Genomic DNA, 20,082 nt, shown 5'->3' with positions numbered 1-20,082 from the left:
GCGCAACAGCCCCTCGGCCGCCAACTCACCCGTATGGTCCAGCGATTTCATCGCCGAAACGACACTGCGCGGAGCGGTCCCCCGGCCCTCGCCCGACCAGGGTGTCAGGCGAGGGTGTAGCCGAGCACGCCTCCGTGGATCTGCCCTTCGCAGTTGGGCTGGATGGAGTCGAAGATCTGCCGGTTCTCGTTCCGCAGGCAGCGGAGCAACTGAACGGTGGCCACGCCCGCCGGCGGACTGGTGTGGAGCCAGCCGAGGCGGGTCACGTACTGCTGGCCCTCGCAGTTGACGTCCGTGCTGGTGAAGTGGTCACCCCTGACCTGGCAGAGGTACAGCGGAGTGGTGTCGGGAGCCGCGTACGCGTAGAGCGAGCCCAGCGGCCCCTGCAACTGGTATCCGGCGGGGTGGTACCAGCTGTTGCTCTGTGTGTCGGAGCTCTTGTGATAGCGGTTCAGCATGAACGTCGGACCCGGGGCGTACGGTTCTCCCGCGCAGAGGTATTCGACGGCGACCTGCACGTATCCGTTGGGGAGTTGGTTGACGATCGTCGGGCCCTTGACCAGGTTGCACCGGGCGGGGTCGAAGCCCCTGGCCACGGCGCTGTCCGCGGCGGTGGCGACGGCCGACTGCACGGCGACGTTGTACGGGCCGCTCCCCAGACCACCGATGTAGAGCTGCACCGGCCCCACCGCGGCCGTGGCCGGGGCGGAAGCAGCAGGGGCCGGGGCGGTGGCCGGTGAGGAGGCCGCGGCCGGCGATACGAGAGCCAGGGTGAGCGCGGCGACGGTCGCGGCCAGTGCGGTGAGACGGCGTGTCACGTGCATGAAGGACCTCTTCCTCCAGTCGATGGAATCCCGTGGTCGGGCACAAGGTGATTCATGGATGCCGGTGGCCCGAGCGTGATGGGCACCGCCCGGCCGGCTCAGCCAACCAGGCGCACACGACGGCGAACAGGGGGCGGTGAGGCGCCCGTGCGGGAGAACAGGCCGATTTCGGACGACCGTGATCGTCGTGGGCACCGCCGTACGGTCCGTCCGGCGGCCGACACAACCATTCGGGGGCGGCCCCGGTCCAACTCGGCATGAGGAAACGACGTGTCACCCTCCTGGCCCTGGTCGCGGTAGCCGCCTGCGGGGCCCCCGACGTCGTACCCGACTCCACCGTCTCACCGGGCGTCACGCAGACCGCCACGGCCACCGCTACCGCCACGGCCTCGGCCACCGCCACGAAGCGGCCCGCGGCCGACCCCGACACCGACGGGGCCCACGCCGACTTCGACGGCGACGGGAACGAGGATCTCGTCATCACCGACACCTCGGCCACGGTCGACGGAAAGTACGCCGCCGGTTACGTGGCCGTGGTGCCCGGCTCGACGGCCGGCCCCGACATCCGGCGCCACCAGGTGATCACCCAGGACAGCCTCGGCCTCGGCAAGGCGGGCACCGGCGGCCGCTTCGGCAGCCACGCCATCTCGGCCGACCTCGACGGCGACGGCCGCAGCGACCTCATCACGCAGGCCGGCAACAATACGGTCTTCGTGGTCTGGGGCGGAAAGAAGAAGCTCTCCGGAGCGGTCGGGCTGACCGGCGCCACGCCGGTCGCCGGCGACTTCGACGGCGACGGCCGCGCCGACCTCGTCACGAGCGGAAGCACGGGCTCCAAGGCGACGGTACGGTTCGGCCCGTTCACCCGGGCGGGCAGGCCCGCTCGTACGAGGACGCTCGACCTCACGCCCGACACGTCGTCGTACTACACGCCCCGGCCCACCGGCGTCGGCGACGTGAACGGCGACGGCAGGGACGATCTGGTGGTCACCTGGTCGCACGTGTTCGCGGACGAGATGCCGATACCCCGCGCCACCGTCGTGTACCGCGGCGCGGCCGACGGGGTACTGAAGAAGGGCCCGCGCCTCAAGGACGCGCGCGGCAAGGACATGTACGGCTCGGTCACCCTCACGTCCGACGTGAACAAGGACGGCTTCGCCGATGTGATCGTCAGCCTCACCTGCGAGAGCATCGGCGACATAGCCGTGCCCGAGGGCGGCAGCCGGCTGATGGTCGCCTACGGCGGAAAGAGCGGGCAGAGCACCAGCCTGAAACCCACGACGATCAACGAGAAGACAGCGGGGCTGCCCGGCAGGCCGGTCTCCTCCCACTGCGGCTTCGGGTACACGCCGGCGACAGGTGATGTGAACGGAGACGGTTACGCCGACGTCGCGTTCAACGCTCCGGTCAAGGCCGGCCAGGGCAATGAGTCGGTGACCCTGGTGCTGCGCGGCGGACCGGAGGGCCTGACCGGCAAGAACGCGAAGAGCACGGGCCTCCCGATGGGCCCTCTGGCGATCCAGGACCTGAACGGCGACGGCGCGGCCGAACTGGCGGGCGGCACCTGGAACGAGAGCGGGGCCGACGACACGGTACGGGTCCTGCGCGGCGGCCCGTCCGGCATCAGCACTTCCAGGCCGACGCTCATCAGGCCCACGGATCTGGGACTGGAGCCGACGCCGGGCGACGGCCCCGACTTCGGCCACTGAAACGGCCGGCCGCCGTAACCGGGCTACTACGTCCGCCCACCGCTGACACGGGGGGCCGGTGTTCGCCCGCAGGTATTGCACGCTCATACATCGATGGCTTTGCGCGCGTGACTCACAAACTGCTCTCGCTTGTTCGACGCGTGGTTGAGGAAACGCCGGATGCGATGCGACTCGTTCGCCGCCAGCGCGTCGCTGCCCTCTCGCCCGATGGTTCTCGCCTGAATCGCCGCCACGCAGGCCGACAGCGACTTGGCCAACTCGCCGGCCATGAGGGCCAGTTCCCTCGGCCCTTCCAGCTCGACGGCAGTCTGGGCATCGGCCAGATCTCCTCGTACCAGCCCGCGGGTCTCGTCAAGCGTGCCGCGCAGCCCGTCAAGATCATGGCCTGGCCTGGCCAACTCGGCCTCGATACCCCGCAGCGCCCCATGAACCTCATCAGCCTTGACCGTGAAGGCGGCATAGGCATCACGGCGCAGCTGGCGTCGCCAGTGGCGATGCTCAGCCCGAACCTGCCGTTGTCCCGCTACTCCGGCAACGATCGCCGCAAGGGTTGTTCCCACTACGCCCACCCCGGCGCCCAGAACCGCCGCAGTCCCAGCATCCACGAGAAGAGGGTGACAGCAAGGCTCTACGGGCGCCAGTGATACGGCCCGCGAAGCAGCCGTGGTGTCGGGGAGCCGGCAGGGCGGCGCCAGCACGTGTGGTTGGTCCCGTACCGCTCGTGTCCGGTCCGTCTGCGACCACGGCACCAGCGGCCGCGGCGTGACGTAGGACCGCTTCTGGTCGCGCGGTTGCCCAACACGAGGGCTTGTCAGTCCTGATTCCCGGCAGAGCCACGTGGTGTGTTTGTTGTGTCCGCTGGGCTGTCGGGGTTGAGGGCGTGAAGTGCGGTGAGGCACGCGGCGATCGCGGGTTCGTTGGCCGTGCCGTGGCGGACCGCGGTCTCGATCGTGCGGGCGAGTGTGCGGTCGGTCACCGGTCGTACGCTCAGTGCCGGCGGGAGGTGGGCCGTGGCCATGCGGGGGACGAGGACCGTATGGCCGCCGCTCGCGGCGAGGGCGATCATGGCGGAGAAGTCGGTGCACGTGTGTCGTACCTGCGGGGTGAAACCGGCTGACCGGCAGGCCTGGAGGACGGCGTCCCCGCACGCCGTTTGCGGCGGGGCGGTGATCCACGGGGTGTTCGCGAGTTCTCGCAGCTCGACCGGGGATCCCTCGGGGTGAACCGCCGGGTGATCGCCGCGCAGGACCGCGACCAGCGGATCGGTTCGCAGCGTGTGGGTTTCGACGCCGGGGTGCGGGGGTGTGGCGAGGTTGGTGTAGCGGTAGACCAGCGCGATGTCGATGTGACGCTGGAGGAGGAGCCGGACCGCGGTCTCGGGTTCGGCCTCGGTGATGTGCAGGCTCAGATCCCGGTGGACGTTCTCCAGGGCATCGCAGAGTGGGGCGGCCAGTGGCGTGAGGGCGCTGGGGAAGCAGGCGAAATGGAGGGGGCCGACCGGTCTGCCGGTTCCGGTGTGCAGCCGGTTCTGGGCTTGTTCGAGAGCCGTGAGCACGTTCTCGGTGTCCTCGGCCAGCCGGCGTCCGGCCGCTGTGAGGCGGATGGAGCGTCCCGTGCGTTCCAGGAGCCGGGTGCGCGTCTCCTCCTCCAGGAGTCGTAGCTGCTGTGAGACGGCGGAAGGGGTGACGCCGTGAAGTTCGGCCACGGCGGTCACGGTGCCGTGTACGTCCAGGTCGCGCAGGAGAACCAGTCGTCGAACATCGAGCATTAGTTCATCTTAAAGAGGTTCTGTAGAAGATGTAGCTGGACATGGGAACGCTTGTGCGGCGACTCTGGTCTCCGTCAACCCGTGCCGAGCAGTGCCCAGGAGTTTTCGTGCGTGCCACCGTGATCCATGGCCTCAACGACATCCGGATCGAGGAGGTGCCCGACCCCGTGGTCCGGCAGCCGACCGACGCCGTGGTGCGGGTGGTCAACGCGTGTATCTGTGGCAGTGACCTGTGGGCGTACCGGGGCGTGGCGTCCCGGGTCGCCGGACAGCGGATCGGTCACGAGTTCCTCGGCATCGTCGAGGAGACCGGTTCCGAGGTGATCGGGTTCACCCCTGGTGATTTCGTGATCGCGCCGTTCGTCTGGTCGGACGGCAGCTGCGACTTCTGCCGGGAGGGCCTGCACACCTCCTGCCCCCAGGGCGGAATCTGGGGCGAGGTCGGCTCGGACGGCGGCCAGGGCGAGGCCGTCCGGGTGCCGTTCGCCGACGGCACCCTGGTCAAGCTGCCCAAGGAAGCGGCCGGCGAGAAGAAGCTGCTGCCCGGCCTGCTCGCGCTGTCCGACGTGATGAGCACCGGCCACCACGCCGCGGTCGCCGCCAGGGTCCGGCCGGGAAGCACGGTCGCCGTGGTCGGCGACGGCGCGGTCGGCCTGTGCGGTGTGCTCGCCGCTCACCGGCTCGGTGCCGACCGGATCATCGCGCTCGGCCGCCACCGGGACCGTACCGACATCGCTCGCGCCTTCGGTGCCACGGACGTGGTCGCCGAGCGCGGTGACGCGGCGATCGAGGCCGTCGACGAGCTGACCGGCGGCCGGGGCGCGCACGCCGTCCTGGAGGCCGTCGGCACCGAGGAGTCGATGCGCACCGCGATCTCACTCGCCCGTGACGGCGGTGCGGTCGGCTACGTGGGTGTGCCGCACGGCGGCTCCGCCGGTGTGTCCATCACCCAGATGTTCGACCGCAATGTGGCGCTGGCCGGTGGCGTCGCCCCCGCCCGCGCCTACATCCCCGAGCTGCTGCCGGATGTGCTGTCCGGCGCGATCGACCCGGGGCTGGTCTTCGATCGCACCGTGGACCTGGACGGCGTCCCGGACGGCTATCGCGCGATGGACGACCGCTCGGCCCTCAAGGTCCGCATCGCCTTCTGAGCAGCTGTCGGCGGTCCCGGCCGTCGGGAACAGGCCGGGGCCGCCGGAAGGGTCCAATTCCTCATGCCGCGAGGGGTATTGACGCCTTCGCTGGGACTTCTATCATCCAGATTGCCCGAAGCCTCGGCACACGTCCGAAACTTCGAACGCGTACTTCTCGCACCATGACCGACCCGACGCGGTCCGCGCACATCACGGCAGCGCGTGGGACGGGCAATCCCGTATGTCGCTCTCCAGAGCCGCCGGCAGTTCGCGCCACGTTGTCGAAACGATTCGAATCCGCACGCGAGGAGGAACGGCCGACATGCCATGGCTCGTGCCGCCCCACTTCGCAACGCACAACGCAGCTCCAGCCCCAGCCGTACCCCCAGCCGCATCCGCATCCGCATCCGCTTGCGCTCCCGTATCAGCCTCCGACCGTACGAGGAGAACCATGAATCCCCCCATGCGACGCCGCCGGTCCCGCGCCTCGGCGTTAGGCCTGCTGACCGCCTCCGCGCTGCTGGCGACCGGGGTCGCCGCCGCACCCGCGCCCGCCGCGGAGGCCGAAATGATCCAGGCGAGCACCCTGGGCGCCCAGGCGGCCCAGTCCGGACGGTACTTCGGGACCGCCGTGGCGGCCGGCAAACTGGGCGACGGGACGTACGTGACGATCCTGGACCGTGAGTTCAACTCGGTCACGCCCGAGAACGAGATGAAGTGGGACACCATCGAGCGGTCCCGCGGTTCGTTCAACTTCGTTCCCGCCGACCAGATCGTCGACCGCGCCTCGGCGCGCGGCCAGCGCGTGCGCGGTCACACACTGGTCTGGCACTCCCAGCTGCCCGCCTGGGTCAGCTCCCTCACGGACGCGAACACACTGCGCGGCGTGATGAACAACCACATCAGCACGGTGATGAACCACTACAGGGGCAAGGTCCAGGCCTGGGACGTGGTCAACGAGGCGTTCGCCGACGGGAGCAGCGGCCAGCACCGCTCCTCGGTGTTCCAGAACCTGCTCGGTGACGGCTTCATCGAGGAAGCCTTCCGCGCCGCCCGGACGGCCGATCCGGCCTCCAAGCTCTGCTACAACGACTACAACATCGAGAACTGGAGCGACGCCAAGACACAGGGCGTGTACCGCATGGTGCGGGACTTCAAGGCACGCGGCGTGCCCATCGACTGCGTCGGTTTCCAGGCGCACTTCGGCACCGGCGGCCCGCCGGCCGCCTTCCAGACGACGCTGTCGAACTTCGCCGCCCTCGGTGTGGACGTACAGATCACCGAACTCGACATCGCCCAGGCGCCGACGACCGCGTACGCGAACACCGTCCGGGCGTGTATGAACGTCGCACGGTGCACCGGGATCACCGTATGGGGCATTCGCGACAGCGACTCCTGGCGCAGCGGGGAGAACCCGCTGTTGTTCGATCGCAACGGCAACAAGAAGGCCGCCTACCAGGCGACACTGACCGCCCTCGGCGGCAGCGCGGTGATGGCGGCGGGAATGACGAGCACCCGCACGGGCCCATAGGCGGACGCCCCCGAGGCGAACTCCGCCGACGGTTCCGGCCACGGAGATCCATCCGGTCCGGCGGCGGAGTCCCGCTCCCGGCGCTCCGGGTGCGGGCGTCGGCCAACGCGTCCGATACGAGACCGTCCGAACGATGCCGTCCGATACGACGCCGACCGATACGACAACCGGGCCGCCCCTGCCGTCGTCATGGTGCCGCCGTCACAGTGGCGGACAGCCGGGCGCTCGGTCACATGACACGTGCGGCGATGGTCCGTGCGCACTCCACCGACTCGGTATGCGTGGTGTCCACTTCCAGGTCATAGACCACGCCCCGGTGGACCACAGCTGCCTGGGACGCGGCCATCCCGACGACCCGATCGCCTCGTGCGACCTCACGGCCTGCGGCAACCGCACTGTCGCACCGGACGCCGACCCACAGCACCCCGAGGTCGCGCAGAGCCTTCCGCCATCGCTGCTGCGACTCCGCCCCGCCGAGGAAGACCTCGTCCACGATGACGCGGGCGCCCGCACGGGCCATCGCGGCGACCCCCTCGATCCATGCCGCTTCCAGCGTCCGGAACTCCGGCCCGACGGCCACCCCACCGTCCGGAGCGAACTCGATCCCCGCATCCGACGCCCGCATGTGCGCGGGCAGCGCGTCAACCAGCGTGTCGGTCCCGACAGCCAGCCACGTATCCGGCAGAACCGCCTGCAGGCACCGGGCGATCCCGGACTTCCCCGAGCTGGAACCGCCGTTGAGAACGATCACCGCAGTCATCACCACTCCACAGTAGGGGCACCGCGGCGGCGCTCTCGCCGGCGCCTGTGCCTGCGGCGTCAGCCCGCGGCGGTGTTGTAGTTGACGATGCGCTCCACCATGAGAGCGACCGCACCGGCCAGCGGGCTGTCCGCCCCTTTGCTCACCACGTCGGGCAACCGGTGTGCCTCCTCCGCGGTGACTGCCACCATGCCCCAGAACGCGTTGAAGCCCGAAGGATCCGCCGGTTTGTCGGTGGCCGCCTCGACTGTCATGACGCCGCCCCCTTCGACCACGGCCAGCGCTCCCATCTGTCGCAGGGTGTCGGGATCCCGCTCTTCGGCGGCTATGACGCTCCAACCCGCCACCTCTATGTGCCGCAGTGCGGCGAGAAGACTGCCGGTACTGCCCGCGCCGGTGATAACGATGTCAGGCAGGACAAGGGCCACTGGCCCGTGCGTCATCGGCAGGGCGGACCGGATCGCCCCGTCGAGCCCCGGTCCGAACGACTCGTCCTGGTAGACGAAGACCATGTGAACGGTCTCGGCGTAACGCGCGAGATAACGCACCGTGTCCAGCTTGTGCGTCCCGAACACGACGACCAGGCGCACGTTGAGTCCGCTCTTGGCCAGTTCGACAACGGCCTCCAGGCTGCGGTCCAGCACGGTGACCCCAGGAGCCAGACAGTGCAGTTCCTTCGAGTAGGGCGCTCCGAAGCGCGTTCCGAATCCGGCGCAGGGCAAGATGACCGAAACATCAGGGCTGGGCACGGACGAACTATGCATGGAGTGGCTCTCAGGTTGTGTTGACGATCGGGAACCTTGCGCGCCTCGGTGGATACGGGCGGCCCGGGGCCGACGCCGCCGTCGGCCCGAAAGGCACGCCGGCGCTCACCGTAGTCATCGAGGACGGTCCCACGCGAGAGGGAGCGCTGATGATCGACAAGATTGTCGGCGAGGGGGGCCCGGCGGAAGCTCTCCGCCGCCCACGGAGCCGGAAGTCTGCATCGGGGCGCCCGAGTTGGGCCCCTCGTCGGCCGCCGCGTGCACGACCACGCGACGTACACTGCTGCCGCGCATCCGCTACGGCCGACGCGTCGCCGTCAACGAGGGCCGCTCGAAGTCCGGGCGGGCACGGGCCGGGACGGTAGGGGAAGACAGAGCGAAAGAGGGCGCTGAATGCGGGTGCTGTTGTCCACGTACGGGACGCGTGGTGATGTCGAACCGCTGGTGGCACTCGCGGTGCGGCTACGGGCGCTCGGCGTGGAGGTGCGGATGTGCGCCCCGCCCGACGAGGAGTTCGCGGAGCGGCTGGCGGGCATCGGAGTACAACTGGTGCCGGTCGGGCCGCCGGTACGGGAGTTGATGCGCGGGACGGGTCTGCCGTCGGCGGCCGAACTGTCCCGGTACCGGACCGAGTTGGTCGACGCGCAATTCGACATCCTCCCCACGGCGGCCGACGGATGTGACGCGCTGGTGGTGGCCGGCCTGGCGCAGATCGCCGCGCGGTCCGTGGCCGAGGCAGCGGGCATCCGCTACGTGTACACGAGCTATTCGGCGGTCAACCTGCCGTCGCCGCACCACGCGCCGCCCCCGCGGGCGGGCTGGCCCGAGCCGGAGGCGAGCGACAACCGGACGCTGTGGGAGCTGGACGCCCACCACGTGAACGCGCAATTCGCCGAGACGCTCAACGGCCACCGCGCGTCGATCGGTCTGCCACCGGTCGACAACGTCCGCGACCACGTCTTCACCGGCCGGCCGTGGCTGGCGGCGGACCCGGTCCTCGGACCGTGGCGGGCGACCCCCGGCCTCGACGTGATCCAGACCGGTGCGTGGACCCTGGCGGACGAACGCCCGCTCCCGGCCGAACTGGTGACGTTCCTGGACGCGGGCGCGCCGCCGGTCTATGTGGGCTTCGGCAGCATGCGCCCGTCGCCGGACATCGTCCGCAGGGCCATCGAGGCGATCCGCGCACAAGGCCACCGCGTACTCGTCTCCCGCGGCTGGGCGGACCTGGACCTGGTCGACGACCGGGACGACTGCTTCGCCATCGGCGAGATCAACCAACAGTGTCTGTTCGGCAGGGTGGCCGCCGTGGTACACCACGGCGGCGCGGGTACGACGCTGACGGCCGCCCGGGCGGGCGTGCCGCAAGTGGTGGTAGCCCTCCAGCTGGCGGACAACCCGTACTGGGCCGGCCGGGTGGCGGACCTGGATATCGGCGCGGCACCCGATGGTCCGGCTCCGACCGTCGAGTCCCTCGGTGTCGCGTTCAAGACGGCCCTGGCGCCCGAGACCCGGGCACGGGCCAAGGCTCTGGGCACCAGGATCCGCACCGACGGAGCGACGGTGGCCGCGAACCGGCTGCTCGACACCCTCCGGTGAGCGAGGCCGACCCGGCACGCCGGGCCGGGACGACGCCACCACGCACGAGCGACGAGGCCGGGGAAGAACGCTCCGACCGATCCCGGACGGGACACTTCCGAGGCGCCGACAGGTGAGGCCGGCTGCGGAGGATCTTCATCCGTCGGCGGATCCGTGGGGGAGGTCCGGCCACTGCCCCGGCCTTCTCCCGTGAGGACCCCGGCCCTCTCCCGTGAGGATCCTGACCCTCTCCCGTGGGGACCCCGACCCTCTCCCATGGGGAATCGCGGGATATGGGAGCGTGGGCGGGTGAGTGAGACGATGACTAAGACCCTGCAATACCGCATGGACGGGCCGGAAGACGCACCCATCCTGATCCTGGGCCCCTCTCTCGGGACGACCTGGCATATGTGGGATCGTCAGGTGCCCGAGCTGGCCCGTCAATGGCGGGTTCTCCGCTTCGACCTGCCCGGCCACGGCGGCGCCCCCGCGCACGCCGCGACCAGCGTTCCCGAGCTGGCGGAACGGCTGCTGGCCACGCTCGACGAGATCGGGGTGCAGCGGTTCGGCTACGTGGGCTGCTCCATCGCCGGTGCCATCGGCGCCGAGCTGGCTCTGCGCCGTCCCGACCGGATCGCCTCGCTCGCGCTGGTGGCCGCCTCGCCCCGGTTCGGCACGGCCGACGAGTTCCGGCAGCGCGGGGTGATCGTCCGCGCCAACGGGCTGGACCCGATGGCCCGCAGCGCGCCCGAGCGCTGGTTCACCCCCGGCTTCGCCGCCGCCCAGCCGGCCATCGTCGAATGGGCCGTCCAGATGGTCCGTACGACCGACCCCGGCTGCTACATCGCCTCCTGCGAGGCGCTGGCCGCCTTCGACATCCGGGCGGAGCTGGGCCGTATCGCCGTACCGACCCTGGTCCTGGTCGGGGCCGAGGACCATGTCACCGGGCCCGCCGAGGCGCGCACGCTGGTCGCGGGGATACGGGACGCCCGGCTCGCGCTGGTGCCCGGAGCCTCCCATCTGGCGCCCGTCGAGCAGCCCGTCGCCGTCACGGATCTGCTCGTCCACCACTTCTCCACCGCCTGGTACAACCCGTCCGACACCTCCACCGGCCTCACCGTGCTGCCCGACCGCGGTCCCGCGCCCACGCTCTCGGCGACGATCGGCCCGGTCGCCGAGATCGCGCCCGCCGAGCAGCCCGAGGCCGTCACCGCCGGGCGGCCCGACCCGTACGAGGCGGGGATGCGGGTGCGCAGACAGGTCCTGGGCGACGCCCATGTGGACCGCGCCATGGCCACCGCCGACGACTTCAGCGGAGACTTCCAGGAGCTGATCACGCGCTATGCCTGGGGAGAGGTCTGGACCAGGGAAGGCCTGGACCGCCGCACCCGTAGCGCCGTGACCCTGACGGCCCTGGTCGCGGGCGGCCATCTGGAGGAGCTGGCCTTCCACACGAGGGCCGCGCTGCGCAACGGCCTCACGCCCGCCGAGATCAAGGAAGTGCTGATCCAGACGGCCGTGTACTGCGGCGTCCCGGCGGCGAACACGGCGTTCCGGGTGGCGCGGACCGTGATCCAGGAGGAGACCACGCCCGATGCGTAGCAGGATGGCAGTACGCGCGCATCCGTACGCGGGACAGTACGCGGCACGGAGGGCACGCGGCACCGACAGTGAGGGAGGCGGTCAGCGGTGAAGCTCACCAAGAAGGCACATGCCTGCGTCCGGCTGGAGAAGGACGGCCGTACGCTCGTCATCGATCCCGGCGGATTCACCGAGGACGACGCCACGGACGGCGCGGACGTCATCCTCGTCACCCACGAGCACGCCGATCACTTCCACGAGGGGCATCTGCGGGCGGGCCTCGAGGCCAACCCGGCGGCGGAGCTGTGGACGCTGCGCAGCGTCGCCGACCAGATCTCCGCCGCCTTCCCCGGCCGTGTCCACACGGTCGGCAACGGCGACACGTTCTCCGCGGCCGGTTTCGACGTCCGGGTCTACGGCGAGCTGCACGCGGTGATACACCCGGACATCCCGCGGATCACCAATGTCGGCTATCTCGTGGACGGCTCGGTCTTCCACCCCGGCGACGCGCTGACCGTTCCCGACCACCGGGTCGACACGCTCCTGCTGCCCGTACAGGCGCCCTGGAACAAGATCTCCGAGGTGATCGAGTACGTACGCGAGGTCAGACCGCGGCGCTCCTTCGACGTCCACGACGCACTGCTCACCGAGCTGGCCCGGCCCATCTACGACACCCAGATCGGCAACCTGGGCGGGGCGGAGCACGGCCGGCTCGCCCCGGGCCGCTCGGCCGAGCTGTGACTGTCGGACCCCGCCGATAGGCTGTCCCGCATGCGCATCGCCACCTGGAACGTCAATTCGATCACCGCCCGGCTGCCCCGGCTGCTGGCCTGGCTGGAGAGCACCGGTACGGACGTGCTGTGCGTCCAGGAGACCAAGTGCACGGAAGAGCAGTTCCCCGCGGAACAGCTCCGTGAGCTGGGCTACGAGTCGGCGGTCAACGCCACCGGCAGGTGGAACGGAGTGGCGCTGATCTCCCGGATCGGCCTGACGGACATCGTCAAGGGGCTTCCCGGCGGACCGGAGTACGAAGGCGTGACGGAGCCGCGCGCGATCGCCGCGACCTGCGGCCCGGTCCGGCTCTGGTCCGTCTATGTGCCCAATGGCCGCGAGGTCGGCCATGACCACTACGCGTACAAGCTGCGCTGGCTGGAGGCGCTGCGCGAGGCGGTGGCCGACGACGCGGCGGGCGCGCGGCCGTTCGCGGTCCTCGGCGACTACAACGTGGCCCCGGCCGACGAGGACGTGTGGGACCTGTCCCGCTTCGAGGGGGCCACGCATGTCACCCCCGCCGAGCGCGCGGCGCTCGCCGCGCTGCGCGGCGAGGGGCTCTCCGACGTGGTGCCCCGCCCGCTCAAGTACGACCGTCCGTACACCTACTGGGACTACCGCGAGCTGGGCTTCCCGAAGAACAAGGGCATGCGTATCGACCTGGTCTACGGCAACGGGCCGTTCGAGGGCGCGGTCAAGGACAGCTATGTCGACCGCGAGGAGCGCAAGGGCAAGGGCGCGTCCGACCACGCCCCGGTGGTCGTCGATATCGAGGTCCCTCTGTAGAGGCCCGGTTCACTCGCCCGCGGCCCACCGGCCGTTGCGCGCGCCCTATGGTGCCCCGGCGGGGCGAATGGCAGGCTGAGTGGTATGAACATCCCTTTCTTGGACAACTGGCGCAAGCGGCACGGCGGCGAGGACGGGGCCTCGCTCGCCTCCGTCGTCGACGGTGACCCGGAGGGCGTGGCCGAGTTGCTCTCCGAGTGCGAGCTGCTGCGCGCCCGCGCCGGGCAGAACGGCCTTGAACTGGACGACTCCCCGGCCTCGTTGGAGGCTCTCGACCAGCTGCCGCCGCGCTGGCGCGACGACCCCGAGGAGCTGCCCTGGCTGGGCAACGACGCGGGGCTGTATCTCGGCACGGTGATCGTCCGTACGGTGCCCGGCGCCGTCTGGCACATCTGGCCCGGCGGGCACCCCGTGGTGCGCCTCGTCTCCGGGCGTGAGATCCAGGTCGTCGAGTCCGGTCTCGACTGGGCGGCGACCGGGGCGCCCGAGCTGTCCCAGGTCTACGCGGAGGCCGCCGAGGCCTGAGTCCGGCCTCTTTTGCAGTAAATACGGCTTATGTCCCATGTGTGCGTGTCGAGCGCGAAGTCCCTTGTCCGGCTGGATAGTTTGCGCTGACTTCGACACAGCCGGGAGTGGGTGGGGCAGCGCATGGCCGTCGATTCATTGATCGAACTGCGGGGCGTCAACAAGTACTACGGGCCGTTGCATGTCCTCCAGGACATCGATCTGACGGTCGCCCGCGGGGAAGTGGTCGTGGTCATCGGCCCCTCCGGCTCCGGGAAGTCCACGCTCTGCCGGACGATGAACCGGCTGGAGACGATCGAGTCGGGCCTGATCACCATCGAGGGAACGCCCCTGCCGGCCGAGGGCCGCGGGCTCGCGCGGCTCCGCGCGGAAGTGGGCATGGTCTTCCAGTCGTTCAACCTCTTCGCGCACCGGACCGTGCTGGACAATGTCTCGCTCGCGCAGATCAAGGTCCGCAAGCGCAAGAAGGAGGACGCCGACCGGCGTTCCCGGGAACTGCTCGACCGCGTGGGACTTCTCTCGCAGGCCGACAAGCTGCCCGCGCAGCTCTCCGGCGGCCAGCAGCAGCGCGTCGCCATCGCCCGCGCGCTCGCCATGGACCCCAAGGTCCTGCTCTTCGACGAACCCACCTCGGCGCTCGACCCGGAGATGATCAACGAGGTACTCGAAGTCATGCGGCAGCTCGCCCGTGAGGGCATGACGATGGTCGTCGTCACCCATGAGATGGGCTTCGCGCGCTCCGCCGCCAACCGCGTGGTCTTCATGTCCGACGGCCGCATCGTCGAGGACCGCACCCCGGAGGACTTCTTCACCGCTCCGAGGAGCGACCGGGCGAAGGATTTCCTCTCCAAGATCCTCAAGCACTGAGGGGGTGCGGTCCATGATCTCCGGTCGGGCACCGCGCGGGAGAACGCTCACGGCACCGCTCCTGCCGCTCCTGCTCGCCCTGCTGGCGGCGCTCGCCGCCGGCTGCGGAAAGCCGGGCAGCCCGCCCGTGAAGGGCCCGCGGGCCGACGCGCTGCCCCACTACCGGGTGGACACCGCCTTCCGGCTGCCCGGCTCACCGACCTGGACCAAGGCGAAGCGGCGCGGCCATCTGATCGTCGGCGCCAAGGAGGACCAGCCCTACATGGGGGAGAGGGACCCGGCCACCGGCGTCTACTCGGGCTTCGACATCGAGATCGCCAAGATGATGTCGGCGTCCCTCGGTTTCGATCCGAAGACCATCCGCTTCCGTACGATCGCCTCCGCGAACCGGGAAACCGCCCTCCAGAACGGGCAGATCGACTACTACGTCGGCACGTACACCATCAACGAGAACCGCAAGAAGCTCGTCGGATTCGCCGGCCCGTACTACATGGCCGGCCAGTCCCTGCTGGTGAGGACCGACGAGAACGGCATCCACGGGCCGCGGGACCTCGACGGCGAGCGCGTCTGCTCGGCCTCGGGATCGACCCCGTACCAGCGGATCCAGCAGGACTACCCGCGCATCCAACTCGTCGGCTACGACACGTACTCCGTCTGTGTGGACAATCTGCTGACGTACCAGGTCGCCGCCGTCACCACCGACGACACCATCCTCCAGGGCTACGCGGCCAAGGTGCCCGACGAACTCAAAGTGGTCGGCAAGCCCTTCTCGAAGGAGCCCTACGGCATCGGCGTACCGCGCGCCGACAACGCGCTGCGTCTCGCGCTCGACGACGCCCTCGCGGTCAACGAGAGGAACGGCAACTGGCAGAAGGCGTACGACGCGACCCTCGGCCTCTCCGGGCGCCGGGCCACCCCGCCCCCGCCGATCGACCGCTACCCGGCGAGCTGAGGCAGGAGCCATGGACGTACTCACCGACAACCTCTCCCTCTACGGCAGGGGCTTCCTCGGTACGGTCGAGCTGACGGTCTACGCCGCACTGCTCGCGCTGGCCCTCGGGTTCGTGATGGCCTCGTTCCGGGTCGCGCCGGTCCGTGCCCTGCGGGCGCTCGGCACCGTATGGGTCACCGTCCTGCGCAACACCCCGCTGACGCTGCTCTTCTTCGCGGTCGTCCTCGGGCTGCCGCGCTTCGGTCTCGTCCTCCCCTTCCAGCTCTTCGCGGTCCTGGCGCTCGGCTGCTACACGTCCGCGTTCATCTGCGAAGTGCTGCGCTCCGGCATCAACACCGTGCCCAAGGGGCAGGGCGAGGCGGCCCGCAGCCTCGGGATGACCTTCGGACAGACCCTGGGCGGTGTCGTGCTGCCGCAGGCGTTCCGCGCGGTCATCCCGCCCATCGGATCCACGCTGATCGCCCTCGCCAAGAACTCCGCGATCGCGGGGGCGTTCAGCGTCACCGAACTGCTCGGCACGTACAAGAGCCTCAGCGAGATGGGCTACAGCATCATCTGGACCTTCGTCTGGATCGCCGTCGGCTATCTGATCATCACCCTGTCCATCAGCGCGCTGTTCCACTTCATGGAGAAGCACTGGGGAGTCGCCCGATGACCTCGACGGCCCCGAAGACACCCGGGCCTCCGCGGACCACCAGGACGTCCCGGAGCGACTCGACCGCGCTGTACGACTTTCCCGGGCCCCGGACGGAGCGGCGGCACCGCTGGTACGGCGTGCTGGCGACGGCCGCGGTCGCCGCGCTCGTCGGCTGGCTGCTCTATCTCCTCTTCGCCACCGACCAGTTCACCGCCACCAAGTGGACACCCTTCGAGTACCAGGGCATCCAGGACCTGCTGCTGCGCGGCCTCGGCAACACCCTCAAGGCCTTCGCGTTCGCCGCGGTGTTCTCGCTCGTACTCGGCGCGGTCCTCGCCTGCGGCCGGCTCTCCGAGCACCGGCCGGTGCGCTGGCTGGCCACCTCGCTGGTCGAGTTCTTCCGCGCCATGCCCGTACTGGTGATGATCTTCTTCATCTTCGTGGCGCTGAAGGTGCAGGCACTGCCCGCGCTGGTGGCGGGACTGACGCTCTACAACGGCTCCGTGCTCGCCGAGGTGTTCCGTACCGGAGTCAACTCGGTGGAGCGCGGTCAGCGGGAGGCGGCGTACGCCCTCGGCATGCGCAAAACGCAGGTCATGACGTACGTGCTGGTGCCGCAGGCGGTCCGCGCCATGCTGCCCACGATCATCAGCCAACTGGTGGTCGCTCTCAAGGACACATCACTCGGCTATCTGATCACCTATGAGGAGTTCCTCCATGCCGGAAAGCTCATCGCCTCGAATCTCGACTACGATTTGCCGTTCATCCCTGTGGTGATGGTGATTTCACCGATCTACATCGGGATGTGCATGCTGCTCTCCTGGTTCGCCCACTGGCTGGCCGGGCGGCAGCGGCGCAACCCGAGAACAGAGGCTGTGGGCATCGACCCGGCCTCCCCAGGGACGCTGCTGCCGGGCGGGCAGTAGCTCAGGGGCAGTGGCCCGTCCGGCGGCAGCCGGAGATCACTTCTCGTGCGGATCTCGTACGGACGGGAAGAAGGTCAGCTGTGCGCCGGTCGGGTTGTGCTCCACGGGGAGCGCGCCCGGCGGGCGGGCCACTTGGGGCGCGCCGTCGCCTCCGCGCGCTTCGTCACGCGGCGGCGGGGACCGGCTCGTGGGCCGCCCGGGTCACATCCGCGACCAGCTCCACCACATCGGGGCCGTATGCCGCCGAGTTGACCACCTTCAGCAGCAGACAGAACGAGTCGCGGCCGTGCTTGCGCGCCAGCCTCTCGTGGTGACGGAACAGATAGCGGGTGGCCGCCTGGTTGGTGATGGCCCGCTGGCCGCAGAAGAGGAAGACGGGCCGCGACCCCTCCCCGACGGTGAGCCGCGCCAGCAGGACGTACTCGGTGACGCCCCCTCCGCGCGGTAGCGCTCGGAGCCGATCCGGAACGAGCCCCGGTCCGGCCCGGGTTCCGTGCTGGTGTCGACTTTCACACCGGGCAGCAGCGAACCGAGATGGGCTGCCATCCGACGATTCGCGTACGGACCACCCAGGCAGAATTCCGTACGCTCCCCGAAGCCCTGGCGCGCGGTGTCGTGCTGGACTATCTCGGCGTGCGCGCCGCAGTCCTTGATCAGCGCGGCCAGCTCCAGCAGCGCGGAGACGTCGTAGCGGTGGACCGCGCCGTCGCCTCCCGCCTCACGGCTGACGACCAGCAGACATTCGGAGTTTCCCGGCAGGCCGAAGAACGCCTGCTTGCGACGGAGCCTGCGGCGCCAGAGATGGGTACGGGCGAGCCAGCCCAGGGAAGCGCAGATACCGGCGGCGACTACGCCGAGCACGATGGTGCGTATGTCGTCAGTCATGGGCGCGCATCGTAGCGGGACGAGGCGAACACAGTTCGAGACGGTCCTGACGGGGCGGGGGCGTCGGCGCTACGCTGCGCGGACGATTCTCGACTGGAGGTACGGATGCGTCGCTCCGCTGTGCGGAATGTGTCGTTGGCGGCCGTTGCCGCGACCCTGCTCTCGGTGGGCGCCTGCGCGCCGCCGTCGGTCGCCGGGACGGGCACGAAGGGTGCGACGGGCGCGACGGGCGCGAGCGCACAGACACGTCCGCCGGCCAAGACGCCGGTGGCGACGGGGTACGGGGGAGCGGTCGCGAGCGTCGACGCCGATGCCTCGGCCGCCGGTATCGAGGTGCTCAGGAACGGCGGCAACGCGGTCGACGCGGCCGTGGCCACGGCCGCCGCGCTCGGTGTCACCGAGCCGTATTCCGCCGGTATCGGCGGCGGTGGCTACTTCGTCTACTACGACGCCAAGTCCCGTACGGTGCACACCATCGACGGCCGCGAGACCGCCCCGAAGTCGGCCGACACCTCGCTCTTCCTGGAGAACGGCAAGCCGCTCCCGTTCGCGGACGCCGTGACCAGCGGGCTGGGCGTCGGTACGCCCGGGACCCCGGCCACCTGGAACACCGCGCTCGACGCCTGGGGGAGCCGCTCGCTCTCCCGCCTGCTCAAGCCCGCCGAACGGCTGGCGAAGGACGGCTTCGTCGTCGACGGCACCTTCCGCGCGCAGACCCAGTCGAACCAGGAGCGGTTCGCGGACTTCCCCGCCACCGCCGAACTGTTCCTGCCCGGCGGACAGCTCCCGGTCGTCGGCTCCACCTTCAAGAACCCCGATCTGGCCCGTACGTACGAGGAGTTGGGGCGCACCGGCACCCGCTCGCTCTACGAGGGCGAGCTGGCCCGCGACATCGTCCGTACCGTACGCAAGCCTCCCGTGGCCCCGGACTCCGGCCGCAACGCGCGCGCCGGTGATCTGACGGCGCGCGATCTCTCCGCCTACCGCACGAAGCGCCAGGCGCCGACCAAGGTCTCGTACCGCGGACTCGACGTGTACGGCATGGCGCCGTCGTCCTCGGGCGGTACGAGCGTCGGCGAAGCGCTCAACATCCTTGAGCGAACGGACCTTTCGAAGGCGAGCCAGGCGCAGTATCTGCACCGGTTCATCGAGGCGAGCCGGATCGCCTTCGCGGACCGGGGCCGCTGGGTCGGTGACCCGGCCTTCGAGAAGGTACCGACCCAGGGGCTGCTGTCCCAGCGCTTCGCGGACGCGCGCGGCTGCCTCATCAAGGACGACACGGTACTCAAGAGCCCGCTGGCGCCCGGTGATCCGAACAACCCCATGCCGTGCGCGCCCGTCGGGAAGGCGGCGCCGACCACCTTCGAGGGCGAGAACACCACGCATCTGACGGCGGCCGACAAGTGGGGCAACGTCGTCGCCTACACGCTGACCATCGAGTCGACGGGCGGCAGCGCGATCACCGTGCCCGGACGGGGCTTCCTGCTCAACAACGAGTTGACGGACTTCTCCTTCGCCCCGGCGAACCCGGCCGTCCACGACCCGAACCTGCCGGGACCGGGCAAGCGCCCGCGCTCGTCCATCTCCCCGACGATCGTGCTGGACTCCCATGACCGGCCGGTGCTGGCGGTCGGCTCGCCGGGCGGCGCGACCATCATCACCACCGTGCTCCAGACGCTGACCGGCCGGCTGGACCGCGGTCTGCCGCTGGTCGACGCGATCGCGGCGCCCCGGGCGAGCCAGCGCAACGCGGCGGCCACGGAACTGGAGCCGGGCCTCTGGAACAGCCCCGTGCGTCAGCAACTGGAGGCGCTGGGGCATGTGTTCAGCCAGAACCCGGAGATCGGCGCGGCGACCGGTGTGCAGCGCCTGCCGGACGGCCGCTGGCTGGCCGCGGCGGAGAAGGTCCGCAGGGGCGGCGGCTCGGCGATGGTGGTGCGCCCGGACGGCAGGTAAGGACGGCCGAGGGCGCGCGCGGAACGCCTTCCGAGCGGAGACGGGCGGGGCCGGGCGGGGCCGGGGGTGACCGGCCCGGCCCGGCCCGGCCCCGGTCCGACCGGCCCGGCCTGCCCCGCGTGCTCGGGT

The 20,082-nt window shown here is 70.1% G+C and carries 17 protein-coding genes and 2 pseudogenes; 13 read left to right on the top strand and 6 right to left on the bottom strand.

The genetic code is table 11. From position 1 onward, the window contains the following. Positions 1-104: 104 nt before the first annotated feature. Entirely contained in the window at positions 105-824 is a 720-nt protein-coding gene (locus CU044_RS10130) for a hypothetical protein (protein ID WP_129768156.1), read from the bottom strand. 257 nt (positions 825-1,081) lie between these two features. Between CU044_RS10130 and CU044_RS10125 the strand changes: the two genes are divergently transcribed. After that, complete coding sequence (locus CU044_RS10125) at positions 1,082-2,533, top strand: FG-GAP and VCBS repeat-containing protein (RefSeq protein WP_129768155.1); 1,452 nt, start codon at positions 1,082-1,084, stop codon at positions 2,531-2,533. A gap of 83 nt (positions 2,534-2,616) precedes the next feature. Here CU044_RS10125 and CU044_RS10120 read toward each other — a convergent pair whose 3' ends face one another. Together CU044_RS10120 and CU044_RS10115 are read right to left on the bottom strand one after the other, a co-directional pair. Next, entirely contained in the window at positions 2,617-3,138 is a 522-nt protein-coding gene (locus tag CU044_RS10120; RefSeq protein ID WP_129768154.1) for a hypothetical protein, read from the bottom strand. Between the two features lie 206 nt (positions 3,139-3,344). After that, entirely contained in the window at positions 3,345-4,301 is a 957-nt protein-coding gene (locus CU044_RS10115; protein ID WP_129768153.1) for a LysR family transcriptional regulator, read from the bottom strand. A 107-nt stretch (positions 4,302-4,408) separates the two neighbouring features. Here CU044_RS10115 and CU044_RS10110 point away from each other — a divergent pair, with 107 nt between their 5' ends. Together CU044_RS10110 and CU044_RS10105 are read left to right on the top strand one after the other, a co-directional pair. After that, the gene (locus CU044_RS10110) at positions 4,409-5,452 is read left to right on the top strand and encodes a zinc-dependent alcohol dehydrogenase family protein (RefSeq protein ID WP_129768152.1); all 1,044 of its coding nucleotides are present in this window, start codon (positions 4,409-4,411) and stop codon (positions 5,450-5,452) included. Positions 5,453-5,885: 433 nt separating this feature from the next. Next, a pseudogene (locus CU044_RS10105) lies at positions 5,886-6,920 on the top strand (endo-1,4-beta-xylanase); the annotation flags it as partial. Positions 6,921-7,194: 274 nt separating this feature from the next. Here the strand turns inward: CU044_RS10105 and cpt are convergent. After that, positions 7,195-7,725, bottom strand: a complete 531-nt coding sequence (gene cpt / locus CU044_RS10100) for a chloramphenicol phosphotransferase CPT (protein WP_129768150.1) — start codon at positions 7,723-7,725, stop codon at positions 7,195-7,197. 59 nt (positions 7,726-7,784) lie between these two features. Beyond that, on the bottom strand, positions 7,785-8,474 hold the full coding sequence (locus tag CU044_RS10095) for a hypothetical protein (RefSeq protein WP_129768149.1): 690 nt from the start codon (positions 8,472-8,474) through the stop codon (positions 7,785-7,787). A 408-nt stretch (positions 8,475-8,882) separates the two neighbouring features. On the opposite strand from CU044_RS10095, the gene CU044_RS10090 reads away from it, so the two are divergent. The 9 genes from CU044_RS10090 (at position 8,883) to CU044_RS10050 (ending at position 17,112) form a co-directional block, all read left to right on the top strand. Continuing rightward, a complete protein-coding gene (locus tag CU044_RS10090) occupies positions 8,883-10,088 on the top strand; it encodes a glycosyltransferase (protein ID WP_129768148.1) in 1,206 nt (401 codons plus the stop codon). 288 nt (positions 10,089-10,376) lie between these two features. Beyond that, positions 10,377-11,669, top strand: coding sequence for a 4-carboxymuconolactone decarboxylase (gene pcaC / locus CU044_RS10085; protein WP_129768147.1), 1,293 nt, complete (start codon positions 10,377-10,379; stop codon positions 11,667-11,669). 87 nt (positions 11,670-11,756) lie between these two features. Beyond that, positions 11,757-12,389, top strand: coding sequence for an MBL fold metallo-hydrolase (locus CU044_RS10080; RefSeq protein ID WP_129768146.1), 633 nt, complete (start codon positions 11,757-11,759; stop codon positions 12,387-12,389). 30 nt (positions 12,390-12,419) lie between these two features. Further along, positions 12,420-13,205: an exodeoxyribonuclease III gene (locus CU044_RS10075; RefSeq protein WP_129768145.1), complete on the top strand. Its 786-nt coding sequence runs from the start codon at positions 12,420-12,422 to the stop codon at positions 13,203-13,205. 84 nt (positions 13,206-13,289) lie between these two features. After that, the gene (locus CU044_RS10070; protein ID WP_129768144.1) at positions 13,290-13,730 is read left to right on the top strand and encodes a DUF6278 family protein; all 441 of its coding nucleotides are present in this window, start codon (positions 13,290-13,292) and stop codon (positions 13,728-13,730) included. Positions 13,731-13,853: 123 nt separating this feature from the next. Further along, entirely contained in the window at positions 13,854-14,597 is a 744-nt protein-coding gene (locus CU044_RS10065) for an amino acid ABC transporter ATP-binding protein (RefSeq protein WP_129768143.1), read from the top strand. A gap of 13 nt (positions 14,598-14,610) precedes the next feature. After that, entirely contained in the window at positions 14,611-15,549 is a 939-nt protein-coding gene (locus tag CU044_RS10060; RefSeq protein ID WP_129768142.1) for a glutamate ABC transporter substrate-binding protein, read from the top strand. Positions 15,550-15,559: 10 nt separating this feature from the next. After that, on the top strand, positions 15,560-16,204 hold the full coding sequence (locus tag CU044_RS10055) for an amino acid ABC transporter permease (RefSeq protein ID WP_129768141.1): 645 nt from the start codon (positions 15,560-15,562) through the stop codon (positions 16,202-16,204). Beyond that, on the top strand, positions 16,201-17,112 hold the full coding sequence (locus CU044_RS10050) for an amino acid ABC transporter permease (protein ID WP_129768140.1): 912 nt from the start codon (positions 16,201-16,203) through the stop codon (positions 17,110-17,112). Before CU044_RS10055 ends, CU044_RS10050 begins: the two co-directional genes overlap by 4 nt. Before the next feature lie 163 nt (positions 17,113-17,275). Here the strand turns inward: CU044_RS10050 and CU044_RS10045 are convergent. Next, positions 17,276-17,997: pseudogene (locus CU044_RS10045) on the bottom strand (hypothetical protein). 105 nt (positions 17,998-18,102) lie between these two features. Between CU044_RS10045 and ggt the strand changes: the two are divergent. Next, on the top strand, positions 18,103-19,953 hold the full coding sequence (gene ggt, locus CU044_RS10040) for a gamma-glutamyltransferase (protein WP_129768139.1): 1,851 nt from the start codon (positions 18,103-18,105) through the stop codon (positions 19,951-19,953). The last annotated feature ends 129 nt before the right edge of the window (positions 19,954-20,082 follow it).

This window comes from Streptomyces sp. L-9-10 (genome assembly GCF_004151105.1).
Lineage (GTDB): Bacteria > Actinomycetota > Actinomycetes > Streptomycetales > Streptomycetaceae > Streptomyces.
This window is presented reverse-complemented; position numbering and strand designations above follow the sequence as displayed.

Bases quoted from the DNA above. Each gene is read 5' to 3' on its own strand.
- CU044_RS10130 (WP_129768156.1), bottom strand. From the start codon at position 824: ATGCACGTGACACGCCGTCTCACCGCACTGGCCGCGACCGTCGCCGCG.
- CU044_RS10125 (WP_129768155.1), top strand. From the start codon at position 1,082: ATGAGGAAACGACGTGTCACCCTCCTGGCCCTGGTCGCGGTAGCCGCC.
- CU044_RS10115 (WP_129768153.1), bottom strand. From the start codon at position 4,301: ATGCTCGATGTTCGACGACTGGTTCTCCTGCGCGACCTGGACGTACAC.
- cpt (WP_129768150.1), bottom strand. From the start codon at position 7,725: ATGACTGCGGTGATCGTTCTCAACGGCGGTTCCAGCTCGGGGAAGTCC.
- CU044_RS10090 (WP_129768148.1), top strand. From the start codon at position 8,883: ATGCGGGTGCTGTTGTCCACGTACGGGACGCGTGGTGATGTCGAACCG.
- CU044_RS10075 (WP_129768145.1), top strand. From the start codon at position 12,420: ATGCGCATCGCCACCTGGAACGTCAATTCGATCACCGCCCGGCTGCCC.
- CU044_RS10070 (WP_129768144.1), top strand. From the start codon at position 13,290: ATGAACATCCCTTTCTTGGACAACTGGCGCAAGCGGCACGGCGGCGAG.
- CU044_RS10065 (WP_129768143.1), top strand. From the start codon at position 13,854: ATGGCCGTCGATTCATTGATCGAACTGCGGGGCGTCAACAAGTACTAC.
- CU044_RS10060 (WP_129768142.1), top strand. From the start codon at position 14,611: ATGATCTCCGGTCGGGCACCGCGCGGGAGAACGCTCACGGCACCGCTC.
- CU044_RS10055 (WP_129768141.1), top strand. From the start codon at position 15,560: ATGGACGTACTCACCGACAACCTCTCCCTCTACGGCAGGGGCTTCCTC.
- CU044_RS10050 (WP_129768140.1), top strand. From the start codon at position 16,201: ATGACCTCGACGGCCCCGAAGACACCCGGGCCTCCGCGGACCACCAGG.
- ggt (WP_129768139.1), top strand. From the start codon at position 18,103: ATGCGTCGCTCCGCTGTGCGGAATGTGTCGTTGGCGGCCGTTGCCGCG.